Origin of the sequence: Ideonella sp. WA131b (assembly GCA_023657425.1) — a bacterium.
GTDB lineage: Bacteria > Pseudomonadota > Gammaproteobacteria > Burkholderiales > Burkholderiaceae_C > Rubrivivax.
The window spans coordinates 1,679,415-1,694,651 of record JAGTJW010000001.1 but is presented as its reverse complement, the minus strand read 5'-3'; the positions used below and the strand labels follow the sequence as shown (position 1 = coordinate 1,694,651).

The 15,237-nt window shown below is 72.1% G+C and carries 13 protein-coding genes; 2 read left to right on the top strand and 11 right to left on the bottom strand.

The features are described 5' to 3' along the window. Nucleotides 1-34 precede the first annotated feature (34 nt). The 11 genes from KA711_07750 to KA711_07700 form a co-directional block, all read right to left on the bottom strand. Nucleotides 35-2,047 (bottom strand): ATP-grasp domain-containing protein, encoded by a 2,013-nt coding sequence (locus tag KA711_07750; protein ID MCM0608878.1) that lies wholly within the window; start codon nucleotides 2,045-2,047, stop codon nucleotides 35-37. A 79-nt stretch (nucleotides 2,048-2,126) separates the two neighbouring features. Then, nucleotides 2,127-2,909, bottom strand: coding sequence for an enoyl-CoA hydratase/isomerase family protein (locus KA711_07745; protein ID MCM0608877.1), 783 nt, complete (start codon nucleotides 2,907-2,909; stop codon nucleotides 2,127-2,129). Between the two features lie 3 nt (nucleotides 2,910-2,912). Further along, nucleotides 2,913-3,314, bottom strand: a complete 402-nt coding sequence (locus KA711_07740) for a PIN domain-containing protein (protein ID MCM0608876.1) — start codon at nucleotides 3,312-3,314, stop codon at nucleotides 2,913-2,915. Continuing rightward, a complete protein-coding gene (locus KA711_07735) occupies nucleotides 3,301-3,573 on the bottom strand; it encodes a type II toxin-antitoxin system VapB family antitoxin (protein ID MCM0608875.1) in 273 nt (90 codons plus the stop codon). Before KA711_07735 ends, KA711_07740 begins: the two co-directional genes overlap by 14 nt. A gap of 51 nt (nucleotides 3,574-3,624) precedes the next feature. Beyond that, complete coding sequence (locus tag KA711_07730; GenBank protein ID MCM0608874.1) at nucleotides 3,625-5,235, bottom strand: methylcrotonoyl-CoA carboxylase; 1,611 nt, start codon at nucleotides 5,233-5,235, stop codon at nucleotides 3,625-3,627. A 114-nt stretch (nucleotides 5,236-5,349) separates the two neighbouring features. Next, nucleotides 5,350-5,973, bottom strand: coding sequence for a 2-hydroxychromene-2-carboxylate isomerase (locus tag KA711_07725; protein ID MCM0608873.1), 624 nt, complete (start codon nucleotides 5,971-5,973; stop codon nucleotides 5,350-5,352). A gap of 5 nt (nucleotides 5,974-5,978) precedes the next feature. Beyond that, the gene (locus KA711_07720; protein MCM0608872.1) at nucleotides 5,979-6,965 is read right to left on the bottom strand and encodes a tripartite tricarboxylate transporter substrate binding protein; all 987 of its coding nucleotides are present in this window, start codon (nucleotides 6,963-6,965) and stop codon (nucleotides 5,979-5,981) included. Between the two features lie 104 nt (nucleotides 6,966-7,069). Then, nucleotides 7,070-8,524, bottom strand: coding sequence for a TrkH family potassium uptake protein (locus tag KA711_07715; GenBank protein ID MCM0608871.1), 1,455 nt, complete (start codon nucleotides 8,522-8,524; stop codon nucleotides 7,070-7,072). A 75-nt stretch (nucleotides 8,525-8,599) separates the two neighbouring features. Beyond that, nucleotides 8,600-10,036, bottom strand: coding sequence for a Trk system potassium transporter TrkA (gene trkA, locus KA711_07710; GenBank protein ID MCM0608870.1), 1,437 nt, complete (start codon nucleotides 10,034-10,036; stop codon nucleotides 8,600-8,602). Nucleotides 10,037-10,079: 43 nt separating this feature from the next. Next, nucleotides 10,080-11,057: a Bug family tripartite tricarboxylate transporter substrate binding protein gene (locus KA711_07705; GenBank protein ID MCM0608869.1), complete on the bottom strand. Its 978-nt coding sequence runs from the start codon at nucleotides 11,055-11,057 to the stop codon at nucleotides 10,080-10,082. A gap of 50 nt (nucleotides 11,058-11,107) precedes the next feature. After that, nucleotides 11,108-12,073 carry an alpha/beta hydrolase gene (locus KA711_07700; GenBank protein MCM0608868.1) on the bottom strand — a complete coding sequence of 322 codons (966 nt, stop codon included), beginning with the start codon at nucleotides 12,071-12,073 and terminating at the stop codon, nucleotides 11,108-11,110. Nucleotides 12,074-12,175: 102 nt separating this feature from the next. On the opposite strand from KA711_07700, the gene KA711_07695 reads away from it, so the two are divergent. Beyond that, nucleotides 12,176-13,696 carry an ABC transporter substrate-binding protein gene (locus KA711_07695; GenBank protein ID MCM0608867.1) on the top strand — a complete coding sequence of 507 codons (1,521 nt, stop codon included), beginning with the start codon at nucleotides 12,176-12,178 and terminating at the stop codon, nucleotides 13,694-13,696. 129 nt (nucleotides 13,697-13,825) lie between these two features. Beyond that, nucleotides 13,826-15,226: an amidase gene (locus KA711_07690; protein MCM0608866.1), complete on the top strand. Its 1,401-nt coding sequence runs from the start codon at nucleotides 13,826-13,828 to the stop codon at nucleotides 15,224-15,226. The last annotated feature ends 11 nt before the right edge of the window (nucleotides 15,227-15,237 follow it).

Genomic DNA, 15,237 nt, shown 5'->3' with positions numbered 1-15,237 from the left:
ACTGTAACGGGGCTAACGCTCCGGGTGGCGGGGTTCAGCCCGGATCCAGCCGCAGCAGTTCGGCACCCTCGGCCACCTGATCGCCCACGGCGTACAGCAGCTCGGCCACGCGGCCGTCGTGCGGGGCGGCGAGCGTGTGCTCCATCTTCATCGCCTCCATCACCGCCACCGCCTGGCCCTGGGCGACGGGATCGCCGGCCTTCACCAGCAAGGCGATCACCTTGCCCGGCATCGGCGCGGCCAGTCGGCCGCCCTCGCGGGCGCCGTCGGCGGCGTGCCGCAGCGGGTCGTGGGCCAGCAGCAGCGCGCTGCCGCCGGGCCGCGTGGGGGCGTAGACGGCGTAGCGCTCGCCCACGCGGTAGACGGCCAGCGTCGCGCGGGTGCCGGCGAGCGTGACGTCGAAGCGGCCGTCCCCCAGCGCGCGGCTCGTGAAGGCATGGCGCTCGGCGCCCAGCTCCAGCACGGCGCGGCCGTCGTGGCGCCGCTCAAGCACCGCGTCGAGCGGCTGCTCGCCGCGCAGCAGCACGATGCGTCGGCGCGCGCCGCCGGCCAGCCGCCAGCCGTCGCGGCGGCTCCAGGGGTCTTCGTCTTCGAGTGCGGCTTCGGCAGCCAGCTGCCACGCGGCCACGCCAGCAGCGGCCCAGGCGGCGTCGAGCACCGCCCCCTCGAACAGCGCCGGCCGCTCGCGCTCGATGAGGGCGGTGTCGAGGTCGGCCGTGGCGAAGGCGCGGCTGGCCACCACGCGCTGCAGGAAGGCCACGTTGGTGGCCAGACCCACGATGTGCGTCTGCGCCAGCGCGTCGGCCAGGCGGGCCAGCGCCTGGTGGCGGTCTTCCCCCCACACGATGAGCTTGGCGATCATCGAGTCGTAGTGCGGGCTGATGGCATCGCCCTCGCGCACGCCGCTGTCCACGCGCGGCAGCGCGCCTGATCGCTCGAAGCTCACGTGCGCCGGCCAGCGCGCCACGTGCAGCGTGCCGGTGGCGGGCAGGAAGCCGGCGTCGGGGTTCTCGGCGCAGATGCGGGCCTCGATGGCGTGGCCGCGCAGGGCGATCTGCTCCTGGCGCAGCGGCAACGGCTCGCCGCTGGCCACACGCAGCTGCCACTCCACGAGATCGAGGCCCGTGACGGCCTCGGTGACCGGGTGCTCGACCTGCAGCCGCGTGTTCATCTCCATGAAGTAGAAGCGGATGTCGCCGTCGCCCTCCGGCTCCGCGATGAACTCCACCGTGCCCGCGCCCACGTAGCCCACGGCCCGGGCCGCCGCCACGGCGGCGGCGCCCATCTCGGCACGGCGATCGGCGCTCAGCCCCGGCGCGGGCGACTCCTCCAGCACCTTCTGGTGGCGGCGCTGCACCGAACAGTCGCGCTCGTTCAGGTGCACGGTGTGGCCGTGTGCGTCGGCAAAGACCTGGATCTCGATGTGCCGAGGGCGCGTGACGTAACGCTCCACCAGCACGTGGTCGCTGCCGAAGCTGGCCGCCGCCTCGCGCTGGCAGCTGGCCAGGGCGGCCGCGAAGTCCTCTGGCCGGTCGACGCGGCGCATGCCCTTGCCGCCGCCGCCCGCGCTGGCCTTGATGAGCACCGGATAGCCGATGCGCCCGGCCTCTCGCGCGAGCAGCGCCGGGTCGTTGTCGGCACCGTGGTAGCCGGGCACCAGGGGCACGCCGGCCTGTTCCATCAAGGCCTTGGCCGCGCTCTTGCTGCCCATGGCCGCGATGGCGCTGGCCGGCGGGCCGATGAAGGCGATGCCGGCCTCGGAACAGGCCTGGGCGAAGGCTTCGTTCTCGCTCAGGAAGCCATAGCCGGGGTGGATGGCCTGCGCGCCCGTGGCCCGGGCCGCGGCCAGGATGCGCTCGATGACGAGGTAGCTCTCGCGCGGCGCGCTGCCGCCCACGTGCACGGCCTCGTCGCAAGCCCGCACGTGGGCCGCGTCGGCGTCGGCATCGGCGTACACGGCCACCGTCCGCACCCCCAGCCTGCGCGCCGTGGCGGCCACGCGGCAGGCGATCTCACCACGGTTGGCAATCAGGATCTTCTGGAACATCTCGGGCTCCCGCGGTGAGATCGCCTGCGCAAGCAGGGATCGGAGAGGACAGGCGCGATCGGCATGGTCAAGGCCGGCTTCACGCCCGCCAGGCCGGATCGCGCTTGGCCAGGAAGGCTGCGACGCCCTCGCGGCCCTCGTCGCTCGCGCGGATGTCGGCGATCCGGCGCGCGGTCTCGGCGCGCAGTTCGGCGTCCATCGGCCGGCCCGCCACGTCCTGCACCAGCCGCTTGCAGGCCTGCACGGCCGCAGGGCCGTTGGCCACCCAGGCGTCGACGATGCCGGCACAGGTGGCGTCCAGCTGCTCTGGCGGCACGCACTCGTGCACGAACCCCAGCGCGGCGGCGCGCTGCGCGTCGAAGCGCTCGGCGGTGGTGAAGTAGCGCCGCGAGGCCTGCTCGCCCAAGGCGCGCGCCACGTAGGGGCCGATGGTGGCCGGCAGCAGGCCCAGCCGCGCCTCGCTGAGGCAGAAGCTCACCGTGTCGGCGGCCACGAGCACGTCGCACACCGCGGCCAGGCCCACGCCGCCGGCATAACAGTCGCCGTGCACGCGGCCCAGCACCGGCAGCGGGCAGGCCCAGATCGTGTGCAGCATCTCGGCCAGCGCGGCGGCGTCGGCGCGGTTCTCGCCCCAGCTGTAGCCGGCCATGCGCGCCATCCAGGAGAGATCGGCCCCGGCGCAGAAGGCCTTGCCGCGGCCGCCCAGCACGATGGCGCGCAGGCTGGCATCGGCGCCGAGTGCGCGGAACGTGGCCGTCAGCTCGGCAATGACGCTGTCGTTGAAGGCGTTGCGCACCTCGGGCCGGTTGAGCCAGACCTCGGCGACCCAGGGCCGCGGGCGCAGGATCTCGAGGGTGCTCATGGTTCAGTGGCGCCAGCCCCGCAGGCCGCGCAGCTGCTCGAAGGCCACATAGTCGCGGTCGCGGTGCAGCAGCGCGTAGTCGTGCTCGATGCAGAAGGCGGCCACCAGCACGTCGATGCTGCTGCGCACGCTGATGCCCTGGGCGCGCAGGCTGCGGTCGTGGCCGGCGGCGGCCAGCGCCAGCGCCGCGCTGGCGGTGTCCTCGACGTGCAGGCTTTCCATCATCCGCTTGGCGGCCCGGTAGTCGGCTTCATGCCGGAATCCACGCAGCACCTCGTAGAGCACCAGGTCAGGCACGACGATGCGCACCTCGCCACGGTCCAGCATCAACGACAGCAACCCGACCGCCGGGTGATCGGCGTCGTTGAAGAAGTCGATCCAGACGCTGGAATCAACGACGAGCACGGCCGGGCTTTCCGAAGTCGGCCGGCGCAGGCTCCTGCACCGCCGTTGCCGCTGCAGGCTCGTCGGCCGGCTGCGTCCAGTCGATGGACTCGTCGCCTTCCCACTTGAGCTTGCCGCGCCACTTGAGGATCTCGCGGTAGGCCGCCTGGCGCGCCAGCAGCTTCAGTCCGGCCTCGACCGCGTCTTTCTTGGTCGTGTACGGCCCGGCGGCCATGGCCTGGGCCATCAGCTCGTCGTCGATGTCGATGTTGGTGCGCATGGTGCGTGAGACTCGATGTGTGTGATGAATGCGAAGTGCACACATCATACACTACATGCGAAACACACCGAACTGCGGCCGCTCGGGGATGGGCGCGTTCAGGCTGGCGCTCAGGCCCAGCGCCAGCACGCGGCGCGTGTCGACGGGGTCGATGACACCGTCGTCCCACAGCCGGGCGCTGGCGTAGTAGGGGTGGGCCTGGCGCTCGAACTGCTCGAGGATGGGCTTCCTGAACGCGGCCTCGTCGTCGGCGCTCCAGTCGCCTCCCTTGGCCTCGATGCCGTCGCGCTTGACGGTGGCCAGCACGCTGGCCGCCTGCTCGCCGCCCATGACGCTGATGCGCGCGTTGGGCCACATCCAGAGGAAGCGGGGTGAGTAGGCGCGGCCGCACATGCCGTAGTTGCCGGCGCCGAAGCTGCCGCCGATGATCACCGTGAATTTCGGGACGGTGGCGGTGGCCACCGCCGTCACCATCTTGGCGCCATGCTTGGCGATGCCTTCGGCCTCGTGCTTGCGGCCGACCATGAAGCCGGTGATGTTCTGCAAGAACACCAGCGGCACCTTGCGCTGGCAGCAGAGCTCGATGAAGTGCGCGCCCTTCATGGCGCTCTCACTGAACAGCACGCCGTTGTTGGCGACGATGCCCACCGGCATGCCCTCGATGTGCGCGTAGCCGCACACCAGCGTTTGCCCATAGCGCGCCTTGAACTCGTCGAACTCGCTGCCATCGACGATGCGGGCGATGATCTCGCGCACGTCGAAGGGCTTGCGCGGGTCCACGGGGATCACGCCGTGCAGCTCGGTGGGGTCTGCCTTGGGCGGGCGTGGCGGCAGCAGCTTCAACTGCCCGGGCTTGCGCCAGTTGAGGTTGGCCACCACGTTGCGCGCGATGGCCAGCGCGTGGTGGTCGTTATCGGCGAGGTGGTCGGCCACGCCGGACAGGCGCGTGTGCACGTCGCCACCGCCCAGGTCTTCGGCGCTCACCACCTCGCCGATGGCAGCCTTCACCAGCGGCGGGCCGCCCAGGAAGATGGTGCCCTGGTTGCGCACGATGATGGTCTCGTCGCTCATGGCCGGCACGTAGGCGCCGCCCGCCGTGCACGAGCCCATGACCACCGCCACCTGCGGGATGCCCTGGGCGCTCATCTGCGCCTGGTTGTAGAAGATCCGGCCGAAGTGCTCGCGGTCGGGGAAGACCTCGTCCTGGTTGGGCAGGTTGGCGCCGCCCGAGTCCACCAGGTAGATGCAGGGCAGGCGGTTCTCGCGCGCCACCTCCTGCGCCCGCAGGTGCTTCTTCACCGTCATCGGATAGTAGGTGCCGCCCTTGACGGTGGCGTCGTTGCAGACGATCACGCACTCCACGCCCTGGACGCGGCCGATGCCGGCGATCACGCCCGCGCCGGGCGCCGCGTCGTCATACAGGCCGTGGGCCGCCAGCGGCGCGAGTTCGAGGAAGGGCGTGTCGGGGTCGAGCAGGCCTTCCACGCGGTCGCGCGGCAGCAGCTTGCCGCGCGCCAGGTGTTTGGCCCGCGCAGCCTCGCCGCCGCCCAGCGCGGTGCGTGCGAGCTGGCGGTTGAGATCGTCGACGAGGCCGCCCATCCACTCGGCGCTGGCCTTGTAGCTGTCGGAGCGGGGGTTGATCTGGCTGGTCAGCGCCGGCATCGTGTCTCCTCGGGCCGGCACCGGCTTGGCTGTGCAGGCGGGCTTTCGTGGTCCGTCGACGCTGGCGTCAACGTCGGGCGCACCCATGGTACACAGCACCCCATGCGGGTCGGATCAGAACGGCCCGTGGGCGAGCCAGCGCTCCATCTGTGGCAGCCGGTCGTTGCCCCAGAAGGGTTCGCCGTCGATGCGGAAGAAGGGCGCGCCGAAGATGCCGCTGGCCACCGCTTCGTCATTGGCCTGCTTCAGGCGCGCCTTCCAGGCGGGATCGTTCCAGACGGCTTCGGCGGCATCGGCGTCCAGGGCCTGTTCGGCGGCGTAGGCCTTCAGGGCCGCCGCCTCGTGCAGCGCCACACCGCGCGTGAACACAGCGCGCAGGCCCTCGCGCGCCCATCGCGCTGCCGCCGATCCAGTCTCGCTGCCGCCCTGCGTGGCGGCCAGCCACCAGAACACGCGGGCGGCGTTCTGCGTGGGAATGGGGAACACCGGCGGCGGCATGTAGGGCACGCCGTGGAAGCGGGCGGACCGTGCGAAGTCGTGCAGCGAGTACTCGCGCTTGAGCGGGTAGGACACCGGCGACTTCAGCTCCGCGGCCTGGAAGGTGGCGCCCAGCAGGATGGCATGGCGGCGCACGGTGCGGCCGTGGCGAGCGGCCAGCGCGTCGATCCACTCCGAGGCGACGTAGGAGTAGGGCGACGAGAAGTCGAACCAGAAGTCGATGGGGGCGGGCGTGGCCATGGCGTTCACTCCAGCCTGATGCCGCGCCGCGTGATGATCTCGCCGAGCAGCCGCGCCTCGGCCTGCACGCGCACCGCGGCTGCGGCGGCGTCGCTGCCCACGGGCTCCCAGCCGCCGGCCAGGAAGCGCTGGCGCGTCTCGGCCTCCTTCATCACCGCCGGTACGTCGCGCGCCAGCCGCTCCAGCGCGGCGCGTGGCATCCCGGCTGGCGCGACGAGCGCGTTCCACACCTCCAGCGGCGGCATCCGCACGCCCAGGTCGGCCAGGGCCGGCACGCCCGGCGCGAGTTCGCTCTTCGGGCCTGTCACGCCGATGGCGTGCAGCTTGCCGGCCCGCACCTGGGGCAGCGCCAGCCCCGGCGGCACCAGCGCCAGCTGGATCTGCCCGCCCAGCAGGGCCGTGAGCACCGCCGGGTTGCCGTTGTAAGGCACGTGCACGGCGCTGCCGCCGATGGCGCCGTTGACGAGCTCGCCGCCCAGGTGGCCCACCGAGCCGATGCCCACCGAGCCGTAGCTCCACTTGTCGCCCGCGGCGCGCGCGGCCGCCAGCCAAGCCGTGCCCTGGGGTTGCTCGGCCGGGGTCACCAGCACCAGCGGTGCGGTCGCCAGCAGCGAGATCACGGCGAAGTCCTTGTCCGGGTCGAAGGGCAGGCGCGGGTTCAGCGGCTTGGCGGTCGTCAGGTTGCCGTTGATGACGACGCCCAGCGTGTGCCCGTCGGTGGCCTTGGCCACGGCGTCGGCAGCCAGGTTGCCACCGGCACCCGGGCGGTTCTCCACCACCACCGGCTGGCCCCACGCCTTGGCCAGTGCGTCGGCCAGCGCCCGGGCCGAGATGTCCGGCGTGCTGCCGCCCGGGAAACCCACCAGGATCTTCACCGGCTGGCTGGGCCAGGCCGGCTGTGCGGTGGCGGCGCCGGCAAGCCAGCCGCCGGTGCAGGCGATGGTCGCGACGGCGGCCAGGAGATGTCGGCGGGCGGCGTTTCGTGGCGTCATGCGGTCTCCTCGGGATGGACGGGCATCGTCCCCGCATTGTGCAAGCCGGCGTGCGGGCCCACGGTGATCGAAACCACCCTCGACCAGCTGCGGCCGGTGCGCCCTCACCGTCGCCAGAACTGCGGCGTGAACAGCACCAGCACGCTCAGCAGCTCCAGCCGCCCGAGCAGCATCGCGAAGGTGCACACCCAGGTCTGGAAGTCGGTGAGTCCCTGGTAGTTGCCCGCAGGCCCCACCTGCCCGAGTCCCGGCCCCGTGTTGTTGATGCAGGCGATGGCAGCGGAGGCGGCGGTCACGGGGTCCAGGCCCGAAAGCAGCAGCAGCAGGGTCACCAGCATCATCACGAAGCCATAGATCAACATGAAGGCCAGCACCGAGTACATCACCGCCGGCGGCACCACTGCGCCGGCCAGCGTCACCGGCACCACGGCCCGCGGGTGCACGATCCGCGTGAGCTCGCGCTGCGCCGTCTTCAGCAGCAGGATCGCGCGCACCAGCTTGATGCCGCCGCCGGTGCTGCCGGCGCAGGTGGCAAAGCTGCACAGGAACAGCATGAACACCGGCGCGAAGATGGGCCACTGCGCGTAGTCGACCGACGCGAACCCCGTGGTCGAGGCGATGGACACGACGTTGAATGCGGCGTGCCGCAACGATGCGCCGAAGCCCGGGTAGGTGCCCGTGAACCACAGGTATCCCGCCACGCCGAGCACCGAAGCGATGATCAGGCCCACGTAGAGCCGCACCTCGGTGTCGAACACCAGCACGGCCAGTGAGCGCCGCTTCCAGACCAGGAAGTACAGCGCGAAATTCACCCCGGCCACCAACATGAAGAACACCGCCACGGCCTCGATCAGCGGCGACTCGAAGGCCGCGAAGCTGGTGTCGTAGGCGGCGAAGCCCCCCAGCCCCATGGTGCTGCACATGTGCATGAAGGCGTCGCTCCACGACATCCCGGCCGCCCGGAACGCCAGCATGCAGGCGATGGAGATGGCGAAGTAGACGATCCACAGCCCGCGTGCCGTCTCGGCCATGCGCGGTGTGAGCTTCTGATCCTTCATGGGGCCGGCGGCCTCGCTGCGGTACAGCTGCGACGCGCCCACGCCCAGCAGCGGCAGGATGGCCACCACCAGCACGATGATGCCCAGGCCGCCGATCAGCACCATGAAGCAGCGCCAGACGTTCAGCGACACCGGCAGCCGCTCCAGCCCCGTCAGCACCGTGGCGCCCGTGGTGGTCAGGCCGCTCATGGCCTCGAAGTAGGCGTCGGTGAAGCTCAGCCCCGGAATGCCCAGCAGCAGCGGCAGCGCCCCGAACGCCGGCATCAGCAGCCACGTGAGCGTGACCAGCAGGAAGCCGTCGCGCGGCTGCAGTTCGCGGCGCTGGCGCCGCAGGGCCAGCGCCAGGCCCGCGCCGAGCAGGAAGGTGATCGCCATCGACAGGGCGAAGGTGCCCAGCATGCCGTCGGCCTGAACCCAGGCAAAGCCGAGCGGCACCAGCATCATCAGCGCGAACAGCGCGACGATGCGGCCGATGAGGGCCAGAACGGCGAGCATGCCCATCTCAGCGGCGCCCGACCGTCCGAAGCCGCTGTGCGCCCCCTCGGGGCGCTGCGAGCGAAAGCGAGCCTGGGGGCATCAGAACAGGAAGGTGGCGCTGACCTGGAACAGCTTCTCGACCTCACGCACCATGCGCTTGCGCGGCACGAAGATGATCACGTGGTCGTTGGGCATCACCACCGTGTCGTGGTGGGCGATGATGACCTGCGGCTTGGCCTCGCCGCCGACGGTCATTTCGATGCGGGAGCCGTCGGCCCGGTGCAGCCCGCGCACGATGGCGCCCACCTGCGCGCCCTTGGGCAGCGGCACCTCCTCGATGCGGCGGCCGGCGAAGCGGCAGGTCTTTCGGTCGCCGCGCACGATGGCCTCCAGGGCCTCGGCCGCACCCCGGCGCAGGCTGTGCACGGCCTCGACGTCGCCGCGCCGCACGTAGGCCAGCAGCTCGCCGATGACGGTGTGGCTGGGGCTGATGGCGATGTCGATGGTGGTGCCCTGCACGAGGTCGGCATAGGCGCGGCGGTTGATGACGGCCAGCACGCGCCGGGCGCCCAGCCGCTTGGCCAGCAGGCAGGACATGATGTTGTCCTCGTCGTCGCCCGTCAGGCCGATGAAGAGGTCCATGTCCTGCACGTTCTCGTCGCCGAGCAGGTCTTCGTCGGTGGCGTCGCCGTGCAGCACCAGAGTGCCTGCGGCGAGCTGCGTGCTCAGGTACTGGCAGCGCCCGGCATTGGGCTCGATCAGCTTGAGCTGGCACTGGCCCTCAACCTGTCGCGCCAGCCGCAGGCCCACCTTGCCGCCGCCGGCGATCATCATGCGCTTCACGGGCTCGGCGCGGTGTCGCAGCGCGCCCAGCACGGTGCCGATGCGTTCGGTCGCGGCGAGCACGAAGACCTCGTCGCCGGGCTCGATGCGCGTGGCGCCGTCGAGCACCGGCAGCACCGTGTCCTGGCGGTAGATGGCGACGATGCGCATGTCCACGTCCGGCACCAGCGCCGGGATCTCGGCCAGGCTGTGCTGCACCAGCGGCCCGCCGGCCACCGCGCGCACCGCGATCAGGCTGACCAGGCCGTGCGCGAACTCCAGCACCTGCAGCGCCTCGGGGTACTCGACGAGCTTGCGGATGTAGGCCGTGACGGTCTGCTCCGGGCACAGCAGGTGGTCGACCGCAAAGCCGTCGCGCTGCATCAGCTCGCCGCCGTCCACGAACTCGGGACTGCGCACGCGCGCGATGGCGGTGGGCACGTTGAAGCACTGCTTGGCCACTTTGCAGGCCACGAGGTTGGTCTCGTCCAGCGGGGCGCAGGCGATCAGCAGGTCGGTGTCTTCGGCGCCGGCCTCCTGCAGCACGCTCGGCTGGATGCCGTTGCCGACCACGCCGCGAAGATCCAGTCGGCCCTGCAGCGCCTGCAGGCGCGCCGGGTCGCTGTCGACGATGGTGATGTCGTTCTTCTCGGACACCAGGCTCTCGGCCACGCTTTCACCCACGCGGCCGGCACCCAGGATCAGGATCTTCATGGCGCGCGAGTGTAGTCAGCGCCCCGCCCGACCCCGGAGACGCTCACTGGGGCTGGAAGCCCGAACGGCGGATGATCTCCGCCCAGTTGCGGGTGTAGGCCTGCTCGCGGACGGCCAGCTGCGACGGGCTCATCATGTCCACCGTCAGGCCCAGCTGGCCCAGGCGCTCGCGCACCTCGGGCCGGTTGGCGGCGCGCGCCAGCGCCTGGGCGAAGCCGTCCACCGCGGCAGCCGGCGTGCCCGCAGGGGCCCAGAATCCGTAGTAGGGCAGATCGTCGAAGCCGGCCAGGCCCATCTCGCCGAACGAGGGCACGTCGGGCAGGGCGGCCTGGCGCGCGCGGCCCAGCACCGCCAGCACGCGCAGCCGGCCGGCGCGGTGGTTCTCGATGAAGTCGGGCACCGAGCCCACGCCGGCAGCGATCTGGTTGCCTAGCATGTCGCCCATCATCGGCGCACTGCCGCGGTAGGGCACAGGCACGAGGTCGAGCTTGTAGCGCTCGCCCAGCACCTTGACGAGGAACTCCGGCGTCGAGGCGGGCGCCGGTACGCCCACGCTGCCCTTGCCGGCACCCGGACCGCGCACCCAGGCCACGTACTCGTCCATCGTGCGGGCCGGCGTGCCCGGCGACACCGCGAAGGCGTTGACGAAGCTCGCGAAGCCCCCCATCGGCACGAAGTCGCGGGCCGGGTCGAAACCGGGCGACTTCGACACCAGCGGCAGGATCGAGATCGTGTGGTCGTGCGAGACGAAGACCGTGTTGCCATCGGGCGCGGCGGCCTTCAGCGCCTGCGCCGCCAGTTGCCCACCCGCGCCGGCCCGGTTCTCGACCACGACGGTGGCGCCCAGCTCGGCCTTCAGCGCCTCACCCAGCAGCCGGGCAATGGCATCGGTGCCGCCTCCCGCCGGAAAACCGACCAGGATGCGCAGGCTGCGGCCCTGGGCGCGCGCCCGAGCGGGCATGCCCAGGGTGGCGGCCGCGGCAGCGGCGATGACGACATGGCGGCGAGACAGTCGGTTCATGGCGGACTCCAGGTGGCTGGTGAAGGAACGGCAGCGCTCGGGAAGGCCGGTTAACGGGGCGGCCCCAGCGAGCTCAGGAAGGCCAGCACAGGCGCCACGCTGCAGGCCGGATCTTCCTCTTGCGGCACGTGGCCAAGCTCGGGGAACTCGACGAGCCGGCTGCCGGAAATGAGGCGCTGGAACTCGCGGCCCACGCTGGGAGGGATCAGCCGGTCGCGCCCGCCCCAGAGGATGAGCGTGGGCTGGCGCAGCGCGGCGATGCGTTCGGCGTGCTCGCCGCTGGTCATCAGCGCCAGGCGCTGCACCAGCGCGGCGCGGTTGCCTTCGCGCAGCGTCAGCTCGAAATAACGGTCCACCAGCGCAAGCGTCACGCGCTCTGGGTCGCCGTAGACGTTGCGCACGCTCTCGGCCACCAGCTCGCGCGGCAGCGTCCACTCCGTCAGCGTGCGCAGCACCGGCGTGCGGGCGACGCGGAAACCCAGCGGCACCGACTCCGGCACGAAGGCCGGGCCTGCGGCATCCACCAGCACCAGCGCGGCCACGCGCTCGGGCGCGGCGTGCGCGGTGCGCCAGGCGACCTCGCCGCCCAGCGAGTTGCCGCCGATCACGAAACGCGGCACCTTGAGTGCGTCGAGCAGCGCCAGCGTGAAGCGGGCATAGACGTCGCCGTGGTAGGGCTGGCCGGCCCAGCGGCCGGTGAACGGCCCGGTCAGCCCGAAGGCCGGCAGGTCGAAACTGATGACGCGGCGCCCCTGGCGCACGAGCACCTTCGCCCAACCCTCCCAGGTGTGCAGGCTGGCGCCGGTGCCGTGCACCAGCACGATGGGCAAAGGATCGTCGCGGGGGCCCTCGTCGCGCACGTGCACAAGCTGGCCGCCAAGCTCGACGAAGTCCGAAGGCGCCGGGGCCCAGCGCGCCACCAGCGTCTCGACCGGGCGGTCGGGCATGCGCAGCCACGACAGCGCCAGCACCGTCAGCAGGATCAGCACGCCCAGGAGGCGCAGCAGCCACGTCATCACAGCATTCTAGGAACGGTCTATGGGCTGCCGGCGCAGCGGGCTTGGCGCCACAATCGCGGCGTTTCCGCCACAGCCGCCTTCGTCAGGAGAGCCCGCGCCATGAGCCTGGACCGCCGCACCTTCAACACCCTACTCGCCGGCACGCCGCTGGCCGCCGCCCTGCCCGAGGCCGCCGCCCAGGGGGCACGCGACCGCATCGTGCTTGGCATGACGCTGGAGCCCAGCCCCGGCCTGGACCCCACCACCGCCCCGGCCGCGGCCATCGGCGAGGTCGTGCACCTGAACGTCCTCGAGGGCCTGACGAAGATCGCGCCAGACGGTGCCGTCTTGCCGCTCCTGGCCGAGAGCTGGATCCAGGGCGTCGACGGCAAGGCCTACACCTTCATCCTGCGCAAGGGCGTGAGCTTCTCCGACGGCAAGCCCTTCGACGCCAGCGCTGTCAAGTTCAGCTTCGACCGCGCCCGCGCGCCCACCAGCACGAACAGGGCCAAGAAGGCGGTGTTCGACAACATCTCCAGCGTCGTCGTGCAGGACGCGCACACGGTGATCCTGGTGCTCAACCAGCCCGAGGCCATGCTGCCATTCCGGCTCGGCGAGAACACCGCCGTCATCCTGCACCCGGACAGCGCCGCACAGGCCGCCACGCGGCCCATCGGCACCGGCCCCTATGTGCTGGACAGCTGGAACCGGGGCAACAGCATCGTGCTCTCGGCCTGGCCCGGGTACCGCGACGCCGCCCGGGTGCGCATGAAGCGCGCCACCTTCCGCTTCATCAGCGACCCGGCGGCCCAGGTGGCGGCGCTGCTGGCCGGCGACGTCGACGCCATCCCGCGCTTCGCGGCGCTGTCGGCGCTCAAGCAGTTCCAGGCCGACCGGCGCTTCGAGGTCGTGATCGGCAGCACCGCGGGCAAGGGCATCCTGGCCATCAACAACCGCAAGGCGCCGCTGTCGGACGTGCGCGTGCGCCGCGCCATCACGCACGCCATCGACCGCAAGGCCTTCATCGACGGTGCGCAAGAGGGCCTGGGCTCGCCGATCGGCAGCCACTTCGCGCCCACCGACCTGGGCTACGTCGACCTCACCGGCCTGTACCCGCACAACCCCGAACGCGCCCGCGCGCTGCTGCGCGAAGCCGGCGTCACGACGCCGCTGAACCTGACGCTGACGCTGCCGCCCCCGAGCTACGCACGCAAGGGTGGCGAGATCATCGCGGCGCAGCTGGCCAAGGTGGGCATCAACGCCAAGATCGAGAACGTCGAGTGGGCGCAGTGGCTGTCGGGCCCGTTCAAGGGCAACTTCGACCTGACCATCATCAACCACGTCGAGCCGCTGGACTACGCCACGGCCTACGCCGACCCGAACTACTACTTCGGCTACGACAGCCCGCGTTTCCGCGGCCTGGTGGCCACGCTGGCAGCGACGAGGAACCTGCGCGAGAAGGGCCGCCTGTGGCGCGACATCCAGCGCCAGCTGGCCGAAGACGCCGTCAACGCCTTCATCTGGAACCCGGCCCAGGTGTCGGTGGGCCGGCGCGGGCTGCGCGGGCTGTGGACCTCGAGCCCGGTCTTCGCCAATGACCTGGCGGCGCTGAACTGGGCCCCGCCCCCGACCCGCGCCTGAACCGAACAACCAGGCGGACGCATGAGCAGGGCCACGATCCGCCGCAGCGCAGGGGCCGGCTCGCCGCCCGGTGCGCGGCGGCAGGGTGACGCCGCCGTGGCGCGGCCCCACTGAGCCCCGAGGCCGCCGATGGCCGGGCCCGCCGACGACACCGCCACGCTGGCGCGGGCCTACGCCCGCGGCGAGCGTTCGCCGGTGGAGCAGCTGCGCCACGTGCAGGCGCAGGTGGCGCGCTGGGAGCCGCACATCGCCGCGCTGTGGGCGGTGAATGCCGACGAGGCGCTGGCCCAGGCGCAGGCCTCCGAGGCCCGCTGGCGCCGCGGCCAGCCGCTGTCGCCGCTGGACGGCGTGCCGGTGACGATCAAGGAGAACATCGCCACCGCCGGCACGCCGGTGCCGCTGGGCACCGCGGCCAGCGAGCTGCAGCCTGCGCCGGCTGACGCACCCCCCGCAGCGCGCCTGCGCGAGGCCGGCGCCGTGCTGTTGGGCAAGACCACGATGCCCGACTTCGGCATGCTCAGCTCCGGGCTGTCGAGCTTCCACGCGCTCACGCGCAATCCCTGGAACCGCGGCCTCAACCCGGGCGGCAGCAGCGCTGGTGCCGGCGCCGCCGCCGCCGCGGGTTACGGGCCGCTGCACATCGGCACCGACATCGGTGGCTCCATCCGCCTGCCTGCCGCGTGGTGTGGCGTGGTGGGCTTCAAGCCCAGCAATGGCCGCGTGCCCATCCACCCGCCCTACCTGGGCCGCGTGGCCGGCCCGCTGGCGCGCAACGTGGCCGACGTGGCCGCGGCCATGGCCGTGCTCGCGCGACCCGACGACCGCGATGCGACGCGCCTGCCCTACGCCGAGATGCCGTGGCTCGAGGTGGCCGGCACCAGCGCCGGCTTCGTTCGCGGACTGCGCATCGGCCTGCTGCGCGATGCCGGTTGGGGCCTGGCGGTCGACGCCGCCGTGGCCGCGGCGCTCGACGACGCCGTGGCGCGGCTGCGTGAGGCCGGCGCCGTGGTCGAACCCTTGCCGCCCTTCACCAGCGCCGAGATGGCCGAAGGCATCGAGCGCTTCTGGCAGCTGCGCTCGGCGCTCGACCTGGCGGCACTGCCCCCGGGCCGGCGCGAGCGCGTGCTGCCGTTCATCCGGGCCTGGGTGGCGCCGGCCGACGGCTTCGACGCTGCCACGGCGTTCCACGGCTACAGCCAGTTCGGTCGCCTGCGCGATGCCGCGGTGGCGGCCTGCGCCCGCTTCGACTACGTGCTGTCGCCGGTGGCGCCGAACGGCGGCTTCCCGGCCGAGTGGCCGATGCCCAGCAACGACCCGGCGCGCGCCATGGCCCACATCGGCTTCACCTTGCCGTACAACGCCAGCGAGCAGCCGGCCGTGGCCGTGCCCACCGGGCTGCTGGCCGGCGGCGTGCCCTGCGGCGTGCAGTTCGCGGGGGCGCGCCACAACGACACGGGCGTGCTGCGGCTGGCGCGCGCCTTCGAGCAGCTGCGGGGGCCGCTGCCGCCGTGGCCGCAGCCGCCCGCCTGAACGCCTTCATC

What these genes read in the sequence shown, in the direction of transcription:
- KA711_07745 (MCM0608877.1), bottom strand. Translation starts at nt 2,909, where the DNA reads ATGAGCACCCTCGAGATCCTGCGCCCGCGGCCCTGGGTCGCCGAGGTC.
- KA711_07695 (MCM0608867.1), top strand. Translation starts at nt 12,176, where the DNA reads ATGAGCCTGGACCGCCGCACCTTCAACACCCTACTCGCCGGCACGCCG.
- KA711_07715 (MCM0608871.1), bottom strand. Translation starts at nt 8,524, where the DNA reads ATGGGCATGCTCGCCGTTCTGGCCCTCATCGGCCGCATCGTCGCGCTG.
- KA711_07720 (MCM0608872.1), bottom strand. Translation starts at nt 6,965, where the DNA reads ATGACGCCACGAAACGCCGCCCGCCGACATCTCCTGGCCGCCGTCGCG.
- KA711_07735 (MCM0608875.1), bottom strand. Translation starts at nt 3,573, where the DNA reads ATGCGCACCAACATCGACATCGACGACGAGCTGATGGCCCAGGCCATG.
- KA711_07725 (MCM0608873.1), bottom strand. Translation starts at nt 5,973, where the DNA reads ATGGCCACGCCCGCCCCCATCGACTTCTGGTTCGACTTCTCGTCGCCC.
- KA711_07730 (MCM0608874.1), bottom strand. Translation starts at nt 5,235, where the DNA reads ATGCCGGCGCTGACCAGCCAGATCAACCCCCGCTCCGACAGCTACAAG.
- KA711_07705 (MCM0608869.1), bottom strand. Translation starts at nt 11,057, where the DNA reads ATGAACCGACTGTCTCGCCGCCATGTCGTCATCGCCGCTGCCGCGGCC.
- KA711_07750 (MCM0608878.1), bottom strand. Translation starts at nt 2,047, where the DNA reads ATGTTCCAGAAGATCCTGATTGCCAACCGTGGTGAGATCGCCTGCCGC.
- KA711_07690 (MCM0608866.1), top strand. Translation starts at nt 13,826, where the DNA reads ATGGCCGGGCCCGCCGACGACACCGCCACGCTGGCGCGGGCCTACGCC.
- trkA (MCM0608870.1), bottom strand. Translation starts at nt 10,036, where the DNA reads ATGAAGATCCTGATCCTGGGTGCCGGCCGCGTGGGTGAAAGCGTGGCC.
- KA711_07700 (MCM0608868.1), bottom strand. Translation starts at nt 12,073, where the DNA reads ATGACGTGGCTGCTGCGCCTCCTGGGCGTGCTGATCCTGCTGACGGTG.